This window comes from Microbacterium sp. zg-Y625 (assembly GCF_030246925.1).
Classification (GTDB): Bacteria; Actinomycetota; Actinomycetes; order Actinomycetales; family Microbacteriaceae; genus Microbacterium; species Microbacterium jiangjiandongii.
The window spans coordinates 980484-994513 of record NZ_CP126740.1 but is presented as its reverse complement, the minus strand read 5'-3'; the positions used below and the strand labels follow the sequence as shown (position 1 = coordinate 994513).

Annotated in this window: 17 protein-coding genes; 6 read left to right on the top strand and 11 right to left on the bottom strand. The window is 72.0% G+C overall.

All coding sequences use genetic code 11. The annotated features are described in order from the left end of the window. Position 1: 1 nt before the first annotated feature. Complete coding sequence (locus QNO14_RS04415; RefSeq protein WP_257507112.1) at positions 2-541, top strand: NUDIX domain-containing protein; 540 nt, start codon at positions 2-4, stop codon at positions 539-541. Here the strand turns inward: QNO14_RS04415 and QNO14_RS04410 are convergent, their stop codons facing one another. The 3 genes from QNO14_RS04410 to QNO14_RS04400 are packed head-to-tail and all read right to left on the bottom strand — an operon-like array spanning position 542 to position 2631. After that, a complete protein-coding gene (locus QNO14_RS04410; RefSeq protein ID WP_257507111.1) occupies positions 542-1306 on the bottom strand; it encodes an SDR family NAD(P)-dependent oxidoreductase in 765 nt (254 codons plus the stop codon). It abuts the gene before it with no gap. Positions 1307-1315: 9 nt separating this feature from the next. Beyond that, positions 1316-1825 carry a dihydrofolate reductase gene (locus QNO14_RS04405; RefSeq protein WP_257507110.1) on the bottom strand — a complete coding sequence of 170 codons (510 nt, stop codon included), beginning with the start codon at positions 1823-1825 and terminating at the stop codon, positions 1316-1318. Next, complete coding sequence (locus tag QNO14_RS04400) at positions 1822-2631, bottom strand: thymidylate synthase (protein ID WP_257507109.1); 810 nt, start codon at positions 2629-2631, stop codon at positions 1822-1824. The genes QNO14_RS04405 and QNO14_RS04400 overlap by 4 nt, the downstream gene beginning before the upstream one ends. Positions 2632-2751: 120 nt before the next feature. Between QNO14_RS04400 and QNO14_RS04395 the strand changes: the two genes are divergently transcribed. From QNO14_RS04395 to QNO14_RS04380, 4 genes are all read left to right on the top strand, one after another. Next, positions 2752-3192 (top strand): thioredoxin family protein, encoded by a 441-nt coding sequence (locus QNO14_RS04395; RefSeq protein ID WP_257507108.1) that lies wholly within the window; start codon positions 2752-2754, stop codon positions 3190-3192. Beyond that, positions 3185-3775 (top strand): DUF4395 domain-containing protein, encoded by a 591-nt coding sequence (locus tag QNO14_RS04390; RefSeq protein WP_257507107.1) that lies wholly within the window; start codon positions 3185-3187, stop codon positions 3773-3775. Before QNO14_RS04395 ends, QNO14_RS04390 begins: the two co-directional genes overlap by 8 nt. 88 nt (positions 3776-3863) lie before the next feature. Continuing rightward, positions 3864-4289: an OsmC family peroxiredoxin gene (locus tag QNO14_RS04385; RefSeq protein ID WP_257494946.1), complete on the top strand. Its 426-nt coding sequence runs from the start codon at positions 3864-3866 to the stop codon at positions 4287-4289. A gap of 1 nt (position 4290) precedes the next feature. Beyond that, the gene (locus QNO14_RS04380; RefSeq protein ID WP_257507106.1) at positions 4291-5202 is read left to right on the top strand and encodes a TIGR01777 family oxidoreductase; all 912 of its coding nucleotides are present in this window, start codon (positions 4291-4293) and stop codon (positions 5200-5202) included. A gap of 66 nt (positions 5203-5268) precedes the next feature. Here the strand turns inward: QNO14_RS04380 and QNO14_RS04375 are convergent, their stop codons facing one another. Together QNO14_RS04375 and dapB are read right to left on the bottom strand one after the other, a co-directional pair. Beyond that, positions 5269-5724, bottom strand: coding sequence for a hypothetical protein (locus tag QNO14_RS04375; RefSeq protein WP_257494948.1), 456 nt, complete (start codon positions 5722-5724; stop codon positions 5269-5271). Continuing rightward, complete coding sequence (gene dapB, locus QNO14_RS04370) at positions 5721-6536, bottom strand: 4-hydroxy-tetrahydrodipicolinate reductase (RefSeq protein WP_257507105.1); 816 nt, start codon at positions 6534-6536, stop codon at positions 5721-5723. The genes QNO14_RS04375 and dapB overlap by 4 nt, the downstream gene beginning before the upstream one ends. Before the next feature lie 31 nt (positions 6537-6567). Here dapB and QNO14_RS04365 point away from each other — a divergent pair, with 31 nt between their 5' ends. Further along, on the top strand, positions 6568-7098 hold the full coding sequence (locus QNO14_RS04365; protein ID WP_257494950.1) for a GNAT family N-acetyltransferase: 531 nt from the start codon (positions 6568-6570) through the stop codon (positions 7096-7098). 232 nt (positions 7099-7330) lie between these two features. Here the strand turns inward: QNO14_RS04365 and QNO14_RS04360 are convergent, their stop codons facing one another. The 6 genes from QNO14_RS04360 to QNO14_RS04335 form a co-directional block, all read right to left on the bottom strand. Further along, the gene (locus QNO14_RS04360; protein WP_257507104.1) at positions 7331-8680 is read right to left on the bottom strand and encodes an ABC transporter permease; all 1350 of its coding nucleotides are present in this window, start codon (positions 8678-8680) and stop codon (positions 7331-7333) included. Then, a complete protein-coding gene (locus QNO14_RS04355) occupies positions 8680-9357 on the bottom strand; it encodes an ABC transporter ATP-binding protein (protein WP_257494952.1) in 678 nt (225 codons plus the stop codon). Before QNO14_RS04355 ends, QNO14_RS04360 begins: the two co-directional genes overlap by 1 nt. Beyond that, entirely contained in the window at positions 9354-10979 is a 1626-nt protein-coding gene (locus tag QNO14_RS04350) for an HlyD family secretion protein (protein WP_257494953.1), read from the bottom strand. The genes QNO14_RS04355 and QNO14_RS04350 overlap by 4 nt, the downstream gene beginning before the upstream one ends. Further along, positions 10980-11948 (bottom strand): hypothetical protein, encoded by a 969-nt coding sequence (locus QNO14_RS04345; protein WP_257494954.1) that lies wholly within the window; start codon positions 11946-11948, stop codon positions 10980-10982. Positions 11949-12201: 253 nt separating this feature from the next. Continuing rightward, the gene (locus QNO14_RS04340; protein ID WP_257494955.1) at positions 12202-12801 is read right to left on the bottom strand and encodes a histidine phosphatase family protein; all 600 of its coding nucleotides are present in this window, start codon (positions 12799-12801) and stop codon (positions 12202-12204) included. A 63-nt stretch (positions 12802-12864) separates the two neighbouring features. After that, a complete protein-coding gene (locus QNO14_RS04335; protein ID WP_257494956.1) occupies positions 12865-13893 on the bottom strand; it encodes an aldo/keto reductase in 1029 nt (342 codons plus the stop codon). Positions 13894-14030: the final 137 nt, after the last annotated feature.

Here is a 14030-nt window from a genome sequence, read left to right as displayed (position 1 = left end):
CATGACGTGGCAGACCCGATCGACCCACGAGGTGTACGGCAACAGGTGGATCCGCGTGCGGGAGGATGCCGTCACCGGCCCCGCCGGACGGGGCATCTACGGGGTGGTCGAGATGCGGCATCCGGCCGTGTTCGTCGTCGCCGTCGACGACGAACAGCGCGTCTGCCTGGTGGCGGTGGACCGGTACACAGTCGGGTCGTCGCTCGAGGTCCCCGCCGGCGGTTCCGACGGCGAAGACCCGCTGGACGCCGCCCGCCGCGAGCTCGCGGAGGAGGCGGGCGTGGCGGCATCCGAATGGGAGAGCCTGGGCGTGATGAACGCGCTGAACGGGATCGCGGTCGCCCCCGAGCATGTCTTCCTCGCCCGCGGCATCGGCACGGTGCAGGACGCCGCGCACACGCAGGCCGAGGAGGGGATCGACGCCGTGCACTGGGTGCCGTTCGCCGACGCGCTCGCGATGATCGCCGACGGCCGCATCACCGACGGGGAGACGATCGCCGCTCTGGCCTACGCCGGCATCCGCCTGGGGCGCTTCGCCTGATCAGCGGCCGCGCGAGGCGACGGCCACCACGACACGGTCGGGCAGCACGCGGGTGAGCGCCACGAGCGCCTTGTAGCGCAGCGACGGCACCGAGACGGACTTCCCCCGGGCGACGTCGCGGAGCGAGTCGGCCACGACGTCGCGGGCGTCGAGCCACATCCACCCCGGCACCCCCTCGCGCCCCGGCTCCATGCCCATGCGCTCGTGGAAGTTCGTGTGCGTGAACCCGGGGCACACCGCGGTGACGGTCACGCCGCGCGGGCCGTATTCGACGTTCGCCCAGCGGCTGAAGCTGATGAGCCACCCCTTGGCGGCGCCGTAGGTCGAGCGCGGAGTGAAGGCGGCGACGGATGCCACGTTGACGATGCGCCCGCGGTGCCGGGCGAGCATGCCGGGCAGGGCGGCACGCATGAGCGCCATCGGCACGGCGACGTGCAGGGAGAGGTGCCGCTGCTCGTCGGCGATGTCGTTCGTCTCGAACGCGAGCGGCAGCCCGAAGCCGGCGTTGTTGACGAGCATGTCGACGGGGCGCTCCTCGTCGCCCAGTCGCCCGACGACCGCGGCGAGGCCTTCGGGATCGAGCAGGTCGGCGGCGAGCGGCTCGCACCGGACACCGTGCGCCGTGGTGAGGTCGTCTGCCAAGGCGGCGAGCGCATCGGCATCCCGTGCGACGAGCACGAGATCCATGCCGCGCTCAGCCAGCTCACGGGCGTACTCGGCGCCGAGTCCGGAGCTCGCGCCGGTGATCAGGGCCGTCTTCGCCATGGAGCGAGCCTACGACGGCGGCTGGAGGGTGAGGAAACGGTAGCGGATGCCGGTGCGCGACGTGTGCCACCCCTCCCCCGGGTCGGCGACGACGATGCGCCAGGAAGAGCGGTCTGGCGCGAACGTGTCGCCGTCGACGTCGAGATCCAGTTCGGTGACCTCCAGCAGGTCGGCCCGGCCGATGGCCTCGCGGAAGAGCCCACCGCCGCCGATCACCCAGACGCGCGCCGGGTCGTGGGCCTCTGCCAGATGGAGAGCGGCATCCAGTGAGGACGCACGCTCGGCGCCGGCGGCAGACCATTCCTCGTCGCGGGTCACGACGATGTTGCGGCGCCCAGGGAGCGGCCGGAACCGCTCGGGGAACGACTCCCAGGTCTTCCGCCCCATCACCACGGGCGCGCCGACGGTGACCGCCTTGAAGTGCGCGAGGTCTTCGGGGACGTGCCAGGGCATGCCGCCCTCGGCTCCGATCACTCCGCCGCGGGCTTCGGCCCAGACGAGGCCGATCGGCGCGGTCACACCGCCACCGCGGCGCGGATCGCCGGGTGGTGACGGTAGTCCTCGACGACGAAGTCCTCGTACCGATAGTCGAAGATCGACTCCGGGGTGCGGGCCAGGCGCAGGGTCGGGTACGGGTACGGGTCGCGGCTGAGCTGCTCGCGCACCTGCTCGAGGTGGTTGTCGTAGATGTGGCAGTCGCCGCCGGTCCAGACGAACTCGCCGGGCTCGAGGCCGGTCTGCTGCGCGACCATGAGGGTCAGCAGGGCGTAGGAGGCGATGTTGAACGGCACGCCGAGGAACAGGTCGGCGCTGCGCTGGTAGAGCTGGCAGGAGAGCTTGCCGTCGGCGACGTAGAACTGGAAGAGCGCGTGGCAGGGCGCGAGGGCCATGTTCGGGATGTCGGCCACGTTCCAGGCCGAGACGATGAGGCGGCGGGAGTCCGGGTTGGTGCGGATCTGGTCGACGATCTGGGCGATCTGGTCGATGTGACCGCCGTCGGGCGTGGGCCATGAGCGCCACTGCACGCCGTACACCGGGCCCAGCTCGCCGTCGGCATCCGCCCACTCATCCCAGATCGTGACGCCGTGCTCGCGCAGCCACGACACGTTCGATTCGCCCCGGAGGAACCACAGCAGCTCGTACGCGATGGATTTGAAGTGCACCCGCTTGGTGGTGATGAGGGGGAACCCCTCGGCCAGGTCGAATCGGATCTGCCGGCCGAACACGCTCGTCGTGCCGGTGCCGGTGCGGTCGTCCTTGCGGGTGCCGTGCTCGAGCACGTCGCGCAGGAGGTCCTCGTACGGGGTGGGGATCGCCGTGGTCACGGCTGCCACGATACCCGCGGTCACCGTCACGGGCCTTTCATCCACACGCCGCGCGCCGAGTCGGGGAGCCGTTATCCACACCCGTGACGCCCGCTCGCCCACATGGGGCTAGCCTGGGCCGTGGTGAACCCCGTAGATGCCCTCCTCGTCCTCACCGCGCTTCTCGCGGTGACGCTCGGTGTCGGCGCTTTCGCCCGGTGGCGTCAGGGCCGTCCGCAGCGGCACACCCCCAACGAAGTCGTCGACCCCCACCGCCTGGGGGCGGAACGGCTCGGCGACACCGCGACGATCCTGCAGTTCAGCACCGAGCTGTGCTCGCGGTGCCCCGGAGTGCACCGCACGCTGGCGACGCTCGCAGAGGACCGTGACGGGGTGGTGCACCTCGACGTCGATCTCACCCACCGCCCCGACATCGCCAAACACTTCAACGTGATGCAGACCCCCACCACGCTCATCCTCGACCGCGACGGGGCGATCCAGACTCGCTTCGGCGGCATCCCCAGTCGCGACGTCGTCGACCTCGAACTGACGCGACTGAGCGCGGGCCCGGCACGTGACTGATCACACGGATGCCGCCTCGCGCGGCGTCGATCCCCGAGGGCCGCGGTTCGGGGCGGCGATCACCTCTGCCCTGCTGCTGGTGACGGTGCTGCTGGGCCTCATGGGCATGTCGACCGCCCGCGCGTCGTTCGGCTGGTTCGCCTACCAGCCCCTGGCCGACGAGGTGTTCGCCCCCGGTGCGGGCTGGGCGGTCTCGGCGGCGTCGCTGGGTCAGCGTGCCCTCGATCCCGGGTTCGTGGCGCTGCTCGTCGTCGCGCTGCTGTTCCTGTGGGGGGTGCTGTCGCCGCGCACGGCACCCTGGGCGGCGCTGTTCCGCGCCGTCGTCCAACCGAGGCTGGCGCCCCCGACCGACCTGGAAGACCCGCGACCGCCCCGTTTCGCGCAGGGCGTCGGGCTGTTCGTCACCGCCGCGGGCCTCGTGCTGCACCTGGCCGGCGTACCGTGGGCGCTCCCGATCGCCGCGGCCATCGCGTTCGCCGCCTCCTTCCTCAACGCCGCGTTCGGGCTGTGCCTGGGATGCCGGATGTACCTCCTCCTGCAGCGCGCCGGCATCGTCGGTCGCGCCCGGCCCGGCGCCGCCTGACCGCACGCGGCCGTTCCGCCCTGGCATCCGCCCCGTTAGGCTCGCTCCCGGGGGCGCACCCGGCGCTCCCGCGAACCGGGAGGACCCCATGAGCGTCACGAGCGAAGCCAGCACCACCTGGACCGGCAGCCTGTTCGAAGGCTCCGGCGAGGTCGACCTCGCCACGTCCCACCAGGGCCCGTTCGCCGTCAACTGGAAGGCGCGCAGCGAGGGCTCAGGCTCCGTGACCACCCCGGAAGAGCTCATCGCCGCCGCGCACTCCTCCTGCTTCTCGATGGCCCTGTCCAACGCCCTCGCCCAGAACGGCACCCCGCCCGAGCGCATCGAGACCACCGCATCGGTGACCTTCGTCCCCGGTGAGGGCATCCGCGGCAGCCACCTGAACGTCAACGCGAGCGTTCCCGGCCTGTCGCCGGAGGACTTCGCCCGCCTCGCCGAAGAAGCCAAGAGCGGCTGCCCCGTCTCGGCAGCCCTCGCCGGCATCGAGATCACCCTCGAGGCGACCCTCGCCTGACATGGACGCCCAGGGACAACCGCGCCGCGTCGTCGTGGCGGGGGCATCGGGCCTGATCGGCCGCGCCCTCGTCCAGTCGCTGCGAGACGACGGCGTGTCGGTGACGCGGCTCGTGCGGCGCGCCCCGGCGTCGCCCGACGAGGTCGAGTGGCTCACCGGTGACGCGCCCCTGAACCCCGACGTGCTCGCCGGCGCCGACGCGGTGGTGGGCCTCAACGGCGCCAGCATCGGGCGGTTCCCGTGGACCGAGGCGTACAAGCACGAACTGCTCTGGTCGCGTGTCACGCCGACTCAGGCACTCGCCCGCGCCGTGCGGGACCTCGGCGACGACGCGCCCGCCTTCCTCTCATCGTCGGCGGTCGGGTACTACGGGTCCGCACCCGGCGAGCGTCTCACCGAGACGGCCGGCCGGGGCGAGACGTTCCTCGCCGACCTCTGCGGCGAGTGGGAGACGGCGGCCTTCGCCGCCGGCGACCGCGCCCGGGTCGTCGCGCTGCGCACCGCCCCGGTCGTGCACCGCGAGGGGGTGCTGAAGCCCCTCCTGCTGCTGACGCGGGCAGGCCTGTCGGGTCCGATCGGCCGGGGCACGCAGGCGTGGCCCTGGATCTCGCTCGACGACGAGGTGCGCGCGATCCGCCACCTGATCGACGCCGACCTCGAGGGACCCGTGAACCTGTCGGGGCCCACCCGGGCGACGGCGAACGACCTCGGCTTCGCGCTGGCGGTGCAGCTGAACCGTCCCTACCTGGTGCGCGCGCCGATCTGGGCGATGCGACTGGTGCTCGGTTCGGACGCCACGGAGGCGCTGCTGACCACCGATGCGTTCGTCGCTCCGCAGGCGCTCGAGGCGACCGGGTTCACGTTCGCGCACGAGACCGTCGACGAGGCGGTCACCGCGGCGCTGGCGGCGTAGCTGCGGGGCGGTCTCGCGGCGCGGCGCGGTGCGGGACGCGCGGCGCCGCGCCTCGGCGCTCGCGGCCTAGCGCGGCGCGGTGCGTGACGCGCGCTCCAGCGAGATCGCCTTGCGCACCGCGCCACGCGCGCGTCGACGATCGCCCGCGGCATCGTAGGCCAGCCCCAGCCGGTACCAGGTGCGCCAGTCTTCCGGTGCCGCCTCCACCTCCGCGCGGTAGCGGGGGAACAGGGCATCGGCCTCTTCGCGCAGGGGACGGCCACTGGGACGCACCGAGACGGTTTCGGTGGGAAGACCCCCCTCGGCCTCGAGACGGCGTCCGACCTGCTGGGCACGCACGCCGAACCACAGCTCGCGGCCCAGACCCCATGCCGCGAGAACCGGCAGCGCGAACAGGGCCACGCCCATCGCGACGCCGATCGGCTCACCGCTTTGCAGCAGCATCCACCCGCGCTGAGCGACGAGCACGATGTACACCGCCAGCATCACCGCCATCACGGCGACGCCGATACGGGCGCTCATGCGCCGGTGGTGCGGGCGACCTGACCGGGCACGCCGCCTTCGTCGACCCCCGGGTCGGCCGGCGGTGCACCGGGAACACGGATGCCGATGTCCAGGAAGTTGTCGAGCCCGATGACCACCCCCCGGGCGTCCCGTGCGGCGTGCAGGGCCAGGCGGATGCCGGGCGCGTAGGCGCGCGCGGGCTCGATCGTGTCGTGCACGATCGACAGGGACTCCCCCGGACCCGACAGGATCGTCTCCTGGCGGGCGATGACACCCGGACGGCGGAGCGAGTGGATCGGCACGCTCGCGACCTGCTGGCCGCGGGCGCGCTGGTCGACGTGGGGCGACTCGACGGGACCGACCTGGGAGCGCGAGGCGGCGATCAGCTCGGCGGTGCGCACCGCCGTGCCGCTGGGGGAATCGACCTTGGTCTCCCGGTGGGCCTCGACGATCTCGATCGAGGGGAAGAACGGGGCGGATGCCGCGGCGAGCGCCGTTGCCAGCACGGAGCCGAGCGAGAAGTTCGGGATGAACACGGCGCCGGTGCCGGCGGCCTGCACGAGCGGCCGCACGAGGGCGATGCGCTCTGCCGACCACCCGGAGGTGCCCACGAGCAGCTGCTGCCCGCGCTCGACGGCGTGGCGCACGACGTCGATCGAGACGGCGGGGGTGGAGGTGTCGATCACGAGGTCGGCGGCATCCATCTCCGACAGATCGCTCGCCGACGTCAGCTCCGCAACCAGCTCGAAGCCTTCGGTCTCGGCCACGACCCCGCTCACGATGCCGCCGAGCTTGCCGGTCGCGCCGACGAGGGCCACGCGTGTCGTCATGCCACCAGCCTACGGGGCTACGCTCGAAGGCATGGTGAGCCTGCGCCCTGCACCCGTCGACGACCCCGCCGCGCACGAGCTGCTCGAGGAGTACTTCGGCATGCGGGCCGAGAGCTTTCCGGGGCAGGCGTATCGCACCGTCTTCCCCGATCCGGCGGCCTTCACCCCGGACGCGGGGGTGTTCCTGCTGGTCGTGGATGACGACGGGCGCGCTGTCGGGTGTGGCGGCATCCGGCGCATCGCCGACGGCCCGGCCGGGCGCCGATACGAGGTGAAGCACCTGTACCTGCGGCCCGAGACCCGCGGTCGGGGCTGGGGTCGCGCGCTGCTGGCCGGGCTCGAGGATGCCGCACGGCAGTGGGACGCCGCGGAGCTCGTACTCGACACCCACCACAGCCTCGAAGCGGCGGGGCGGCTGTACGCGGCATCCGGGTTCGTCGGGATCGAGCCGTACAACGACAACACCAACGCGACGCGCTGGTACGGCAAGCCGCTGCGGGGCGACGCGCCGGGGCGGGAAGGCGCCGAGCCGGCGCGCCGCACCGCCGACCAGGGCCTCTGACGCGGGCGACGCCCGCGCGGCGTTCCGTCGTCGCATCCGGCCCCTTCCCGGCCCTGTCGAGGCGTTCGGGGCCACCGACCACGGGCCCGGGTGCCGCTCAGCGCGGTGCGTGCGCGTCGGATGCCGCAGGGCGGCCGACCGCGAGCCGGATGCGAATACTCCCTCGGCAGCACGAATACTCACTCGGCGATGCGAATACTCACTCGGCGGCGCGAATACTCACTCGGCGGCGTCAGCGGCCGCCCCGCAGGGCGGTGACGGGCTCGATACGCGACGCGCGGCGGGCCGGGAACCAGCCGGCGACGAGACCCACCACGGCGCCGAGGACCGCGCCGCCGACGGCGACCCACGGGTCCACGAGCGGAGTCCACTGCTGCGACACGGCGAAGGCCACGACCGAGACCACGGCGAGCGCCGCACCCAGCAGCCCACCGAGCAGGCCGATGATGATCGACTCCACGACGAACTGCGCCGCGATCTGCCGGCCGGTGGCCCCCAGCGCACGCCGCAGCCCGATCTCGGGCACGCGTTCGATGACGTTCAGCATCGTCACGTTGGCGATGCCCAGCGCGCCCGCCAGCAGCACGATGCCCCCCAGGATGAGGAACACGACGTTGACATCCGCGCTCACGCTGTCGCCCAGGTCGGAGCGGGCCGCGGGTGCCGAGATCTCCAGATTCTCGGGCGCATGGGGCGACAGGGCGATGGCGGACTGCTCCCCCACCTGCGGGCCGGTCCCCATCGCGATGCGGATCTGCATCTCACCGGGAGCCCCCAGCGCCCGCTCGGTGCGCGCCGTCTGCAGGGGCATGACGACCGCATCGAGCAGGTCTCCGCGCGCCTGCACGTCCTCGAAGACGCCGACGACGGCGTACGGCACTCCGCCGATGAAGACGGACGGCTGCCGGTCGACGCGGTTGACCCCCAGCCGCTCCGCCGCACGGGCGCCGAGCACGACGACCCGGTCGCCGCGCTGATCGTGCCCGGTGTCGAACATCCGGCCGGTCACCAGTTCACCGCCCACCACGTCGAGCAGGCCCGCGGTGGCGGCGACGAGGGCGGGGGATGCGGTCGCCGGTGCTGACGGATCGTTCACCGGCACAGCGGTGATGGCGTCTTCTCCGAGCGGCACCTCGGCGATGAGCGCCGCGGCTTCCACGCCGACGAGACGGGTGACGCGGTCGACCCCGTCCCACGGCAGCCGTGCCGTCGCGGCACTCCCGCCCGAGGCCGTCGTGGCCTCTCCCGGTGCGACGACGACCTGCGTCGCCTTCACCGCGTCGAACTGGCGGGCGATCTGGTGGGCCGCGGTCTGGGCGAACCCGACCGTGGCGACCAGCGCGCCGATGCCGAGCACCGTCCCCACCAGCGTCATCGCCAGTCTGCCCGGCCGCGAGCCGATGTCGGCCGTCGCCTCGACCACGAGATCCTGGAAGGTGAAGCGGTCGGCGCGCGGCACGTGCGGCACCAGGGCGTCGACCGCCGCAGCGCCGGAGTCCGCGGCGCCGGAGGCATCCTGCGCGGTCACGGCTTCGGGCGCGGATGCCGCGGTCGTGCGCCGCCGCCGCGGCCACCAGCGCATCAGGACTCCTCGCTCAGGCGGCCGTCGGCGATGCGCACGCGTCTTCCTGCGCGCGCGGCGACGGCGCTGTCGTGCGTGATCACGACGAGGGTGAGCCCGTCGGCGCGCAGGTCGTCGAACAGCTCCATCACCTCGTCGGAGGTCGCGGCATCCAGGTTTCCCGTCGGCTCGTCGGCCAGCAGCACGCTCGGCGTGCTCACCACCGCCCGGGCGACGGCGACGCGCTGGCGCTCCCCGCCCGAAAGCGTGGTGGGGAGGAAGTCGGTGCGGTGCTGCAGCCCCACGCGGGCCAGCGTGTCGCGCGCCCGCCGCTCGCGCTCGCGCCGCGGCACCCCGCTGTAAAGCATCGGCATGAGCACGTTGTCCAGCACCGTGCGCCGCGGCATGAGGTGGAACGACTGGAACACGAATCCGATGCGCCGCGCGCGCACGGCGGCACGCTCGTTCTCGCTCAGGGTGCCGGTGACCACCCCGTCGATGCGGTACTCGCCGACGCTCGGCCGGTCGAGCAGCCCCAGCATGTTGAGCATCGTCGACTTGCCCGACCCGCTCGGACCCACGATCGAGACGTAGTCCCCCCGGCCGACCCGCAGGTTGACCCCTTTCAGGGCCTGCACCTCCGGCGGGCCGGGGAACGAACGGGTGACGTCTCGCAGCTCCAGGAGCGCCTCCGTCACCGCCCGACCACCACGAGGTCGCCCGCCGCCAGGTCGTCCTCGACGGGCGCGACCTCGACGAACCCGCCGGCAGCCAGCCCGGTCGTCACGACCACCACGCGGGTGGTGGCGTCGTCGCCGTCGCGGGGATCCCCGTCGACGACCTCGACGCGCGCCTCGCCGCCCGGCCCGGCCGTCAGTGCCGCGACCGGCACGAACAGCACCTCGCCCGCCGTCGCCCCGACGGGGAGCGACACCCGCACGTTGCGCCCCTGCAGCTGCATCGCCTGATCGGTGGTCAGCTCGTCCGGCTGGAGCGTGATCTCCCACCGGTCGCCCTGCGTGGCGCCGGGGGTCAGCGCGGAGATCACCGCACGGTGCGGCGTGCCGTCGGCGAGCTCGAACGTGGCCTCGCCGCCGACCTCCAGCAGCGCGGCGTCGGCCGGCGCTGCGGCACCGACGACGGTGATCGCCGCACCCGACACGATCATCGCCGCCCCCTGCAGCACCTGGCCGCGGGCGACATTGACGGCGTCGACGCGGCGCGGCAGCTCGCTGAGGTACAGCACCTCAGCCGCCGACAACGAGGGCATCGCCTGCTCGCGGGCGCGTTCCAGCGACTGGCGAGCTTCCGCCAGCTGACGCTCCGCCGCTTCGACGGCCGCCCGCTGACCGCTCGTGTCGGGCGTGGCGTCGAGCTGGCTCCGCTCGAGCCGGCGCAGGTCCAGGGCGTCGCGCAGGTCCGAGACCTCGGCCTCCCACGCGGGGACCTCGGCCGGCTCCGCGGGGCGCTGCGCCATCCGCACGTCGAGAGCGCGCTGAGCGCTGTTGACGGCGTTGTCGGCGGCGCGGATGTCGACGGGCGATGCGCCGCCCGACGCCTGCCCGAGGTCGGCACGCGCCGCGGCGACTGCCTGCTCGGCCGCACGCATACCCTCCTGCGCCCCCAGCACGGCGTCCGCCGCACCCTCCTCGGCCGCAGGAGCGGGGTATCCCACCTGCGCGTAGAGCTCGGTGACCGCCGCGGCGGCGGCCGCGTCGAAGACATCCGACGCGGGGTCGCCCGCGTCGATCCCCACCGCGCGCATCGCCTCTTTGAACTGCACCACGTCCGGTCCGGTGAGTCCGAAGACGAGCGTCCGGTACGCCGGCAGCTCACCGGGAAGCACGATGACCGGACGGCCGGCGACTTCCAGCGCGACCGAGAGCGGCTCGAGGGTGGCACCGACCTCCGGAACGCTCCCCGTGACCACGGCCGGACCGCCGAGGGCACCGGTGTCGATGGTCACCTCGACCGAGTCGGCATAGCCGACGTCGCCGCGGATGGTGACGTCATTGCTCAGGATGCCGCGCTCCACGGCGACGGTGATGAGCCCGGGCTCCGGCGGGTCGGTGAGTGAGGCGGCATCCGCCGGCGAGAGCACGAAGCGGCCCACGAGGAGACCCGCGGTCAGGCTCAGCACCGCGGCCGCCGCGATGATCCACAGGGCGCGGTTCGTTCGGAAGACCCGCCCCCACCCGTTGACCCTCGCCGAAGATGCCGCCGGTGCTTCCCCCGCATCCGCGTCGACGGCCTCCGTGGACGTCGCGGCATCCTCGCCGGGCAGCAGATCGTCGAAGACCGGAGCGTCACGCCCCGGCATCTATCGGCCCTGCTCTGCGGCCGCCTTGAAGGCGTCCAGTTCCGCCTTGTGGTCGGCGATGAACTGCTCCTCGAGTTCGGCGGTGATCTTCGCCTGCTGGTCGCGGTAGTCCGTCTTCTCGCGGCAGTCGAGGTCGGCCAGCGCCAGTTCCACCTCGCGCTCGGCGAGCTCCGCGAGGGCCGGGTCGTCCTCGATCCACTCGGTCTGGTTCTCGTAGTACGCGTTCAGCTCGTCGCTCATCGACGTCTGCGCGTCTGCCTGTGCGACGAAGCCGGAATGCCCGGCATCGTCCATGCACGAGGCCCACTCCGCGTTGAGATCCGCCAGCTCCGGCGCGTTCTGCATGTCGTTGTAGAACTCGTTGATCGCATCCATCAGGGGCTTGTGCTCATCGGAGGTGAAGGGATCGTCACCCTCCGTCTCGTGCTGGGCCCATCCGTGGCACCCACTCTGGGTCCAGTCCCATTCGTACGAGCCGTCTTCGCCCATCTCCTCCTCGGGGATGCTGGGACCGTAGAGCACCTCGTAGTAGGCGTTCTGCTCGGACTCCGTGAGGCTCGACACGTAGTCCTGGTTCGGGTCGACGTACTCCTCCCCCGGTTCCGTGGCCTCATCCTTTCCGGGCCACTCGACCATGCCGTAGCCGTACTGCGCCACCCATTCGCGCGAGTCCGGTTCCCACACAACGTCGTCGCCCGAGACCATGTAGCCGCTGTCTGCCACCGGGATGTACTCGAAGCCTGCTTCGGTCATGCATTGCGCGACGAGTTCCTCGCGCTGCTTGTTGTCCTCCTCGAAGCGCTTCTGCTGCTCCTCCTCGCTGAGGTCGCCGCCCCACGCGGCGGCGAGGTACTCCCCCAGCGGGGACTGTTCCTCGGCCTTGGGGCCGGTGTCCGAGCCGCTGCATCCCGTCAGCGCGATGAGCAGGGCGGCGACGCCGACGACGGCGCCCGCAGTGTGACGGTACATGTTCCTCCCAGAGTGCCCCGCGCGGCCGTCTCACCGCGCCATGGGGCCAGGTTATGGGGTAGCTGTGAATTCCGGCATCCATCGGAGGGATGATCTCGCGCGCGCACAGAGCCGCGCGACGAATACTCACCTGAATGCGCGAGTACTCACTCGACGATGCGAATACTCACTCGCGGGCGCGAATACTCACTCGACGATGCGAATACTCACTCGCGGGTGCGAATACTCACTCGCGGGCGACGAGGGGTCGTCCTCAGACGGGAGGCAGCTCGGGCAGGCCGGTGCGCAGCTCGACCGGCAGGTGGCCCAGGTCGTTGTGGGAGACCAGCGTCCAGGGACGACCGGCTCGCTGCGCGACCACCGTCAGCCCGCAGTGGGCCTGATTGAGCGTCAGCCAGCGCCACGCCGGCATCTGCAGCACCTCGCGGACGAACCACGCGATGACGAAGTTGTGCGTGATGATCAATTCGTGGGCATCGGGTTTGCGTTGCAGGAACTCCGCGACCGCATCAGCCATCTGCGCCGATCCCGCTTCGATCTCGGCCTCGGTGTACGACCCGAAGAACGACTCGTACATGGCCGGGGTGTCTTCGGTCATGCCGGTGGGGATGCAGTCGAACAGCAGCGCGTTCGGCTGCGGCGAAACGGCCGGCAGACGGTCGGCGACCGTCCGGGCGGTCTCTGCGGCACGTTCGAGGGGCGAATGCCACACCGCGGTGAGCGGCACGCCCGACAGCCGGTCGGCCAGCAGCGAAGCCTGACGCTGACCGCGGGGCGACAGGGGACCATCGTCGATGCCGTGCTCGGCATCGAGGTGCTCTCCATGTCGCACGAGGTACAGATATTGCGTCACGCTTCTCGCTTCGTCGGGGGAATCGCCCTGCCGGGCGCACGTCCAGCCTATGTCAGGCGGGGATCACACTGCCGCGCGGGCCAGCTCGGCGAGCTGGCTGCGGCCGAGCTTCACACCTACGCCCTGGACCAGCTCCTCGACGTGGGTCGGGGAGTACACGTTGACGATCGGCGCGACGACCGTCTTCTGCGCCAGCACCCAAGCCAAGGCCACCGCGGCGTCAGGCACCCCCAGCTCGGCGCCGAGCGCGTCGAGGGCCTTGAGGGTGCGCGTGCCGCGCCGATTGATGCTCGCCGCCAGCTGCGCGCCGCGGACGGAGGCGCCGACGCGCGAACGGGAACGGTGCCGCCCCGCGAGGAACCCGTGCTCGAGTGCCTGGGAGGGGGTGACCGCGATGCTCTGGGCCCCCGCGACCAGGCGCAGGTCGCCCTCGAAGTCGGCCCGGCGCAGCAGGTTGTAGGGGACGTCGAGGGTCGTCAGGCGCGGCAGGCCGGCGGAGGAGAGGATTCTGGCCTCGACCAGCTGCGGCGCGGTGAACCCGAACGCTCCGACGGCGCGCACCTTGCCCGCCTCGACCAGCCACTCCACGGTCGCGAGGGCCGATTCGAGCGCGGTGCCCCGGTCGGAGCCCCCGTCGAGGTACAGCACGTCGATACGGTCGGTGCGCAGTGCGGTGAGCGATGCCTCGACCGCACGCACCAGGTTGACAGGGCCCAGCCCCGGGTGCTCGGGGTGAGCGCCCACGCGCACCGCGACGACGAGATCGTCGCGGAGCCCCCGCGAGTGGATCCACTGTCCGATGATGTGCTCACTGCGCCCGCCGGCATAGGAGTCGGCGGTGTGCACGGCATTGCCGCCGAGCTCGAGGTAGGCGTCGAGGATGGCGTGACTGGATTCCAGATCGACGTGCCACCCGAACTCCGCGCCGCCGAGGATGAAGGGGAACACCGACAGGCCCGACTCGCCGAGCACGGTGCGGACACCCGTTCCCACGGGCGGACCCACCACGGGGATCGGAGCCGAGGGGTGCTGCGGGGATGCCGCAGACGTGCGCGTCGAAGTCTCGGTCGGGCCGGCGCCGAACAAACCCATCTCACACCCCCCTCGAATCCCGTCCACGGATCCGAGCCATTTCCTCCACGCCCCCGGCGCTTATCTCGAGGGTAGGCCAGGCCTCCGACACCACCGGTCATTGGTCTGCACGTCATGTGAACTTTGCATAACGTTCT